Source organism: Caballeronia temeraria, from assembly GCF_001544795.2.
Classification (GTDB): domain Bacteria; phylum Pseudomonadota; class Gammaproteobacteria; order Burkholderiales; family Burkholderiaceae; genus Caballeronia; species Caballeronia temeraria.
On record NZ_FCOI02000116.1, the window covers coordinates 1 to 966 of the forward strand.

The 966-nt window shown below is 59.8% G+C and carries 1 pseudogene; it reads left to right on the forward strand.

Going from position 1 to position 966, the window contains the following annotated elements:
- Positions 1 to 921 (forward strand): annotated as a pseudogene (locus tag AWB76_RS38690) (IS256 family transposase); the annotation flags it as partial.
- Between the last annotated feature and the right edge of the window lie 45 nt (positions 922 to 966).

The window sequence follows — 966 nt, forward strand, 5'->3', positions numbered from 1 at the left end:
GCCGGCTGCCGGGTTTCGACGACCACGTCATCAGCATGTATGCGCGCGGCATGAGCGTGCGCGAGATTCAAGGCCATCTGCTGGAGTTGTACGGGCTGCAGGTGTCGCCCGATCTGATTTCGACGGTCACCGACGAGGTGCTGGCTGAGGTCGAGCAGTGGCAGCAACGCCCGCTCGAGGCGATGTATCCGATCGTGTACTTTGACGCGCTGCGACTGAAGATCCGCGACGAAGGCACCGTCAAGAACAAGGCTGTCTATCTGGCGCTGCATCCGCGCCGACGGTCGCAAGGAAGTGCTAGGACTGTGGATCGAGCAATCCGAGGGCGCCAAGTTCTGGTTGAAGGTTTTCAACGAACTGAAGAACCGCGGCTTGAACGACATTCTGATCGCGGTGGTCGACGGGTTGCGCGGCTTCCCTGAAGCGATTGAGGCGGTCTATCCGGCCGCCCAGATCCAGACCTGCATCGTGCATCTGATCCGCAATTCGCTGAATCTGGCGAGCTGGAAGGACCGCAAGCCGCTGGCGGCCGCGATCAAGCCAATCTACCAGGCGGCCACCGCCGAGGCGGCCGCAGCGGCGCTCGAGGCCTTTGCAAGCAGCGAGTGGGGCCGCAAATTCCCGACCGTGGCAGCGATGTGGCAGCGCCAATGGGAACAGGTGATTCCCTTCTTCGCCTATCCGCCCGAGGTGCGTCGAATCGTATATACGACAAACGCCATCGAGAGCATGCACATGCAGTTGCGCAAGATCGTCAAGAATCGCGGCCACTTCCCGAGCGACGAAGCTGCCAGCAAACTGCTGTATCTGGCCTTGCGCAACATCGAGAAGGACTGGAAGATGCCGCCTATAACCTGGCGGCAAGCAGTCAATCAGTTCGCCATTATGTTCGGCGAGCGCTTCACCTCCGCCATCAGCTGAGATTTTTTAATCGACCTCAGCACACAAGATTTCTGACACGTCCGA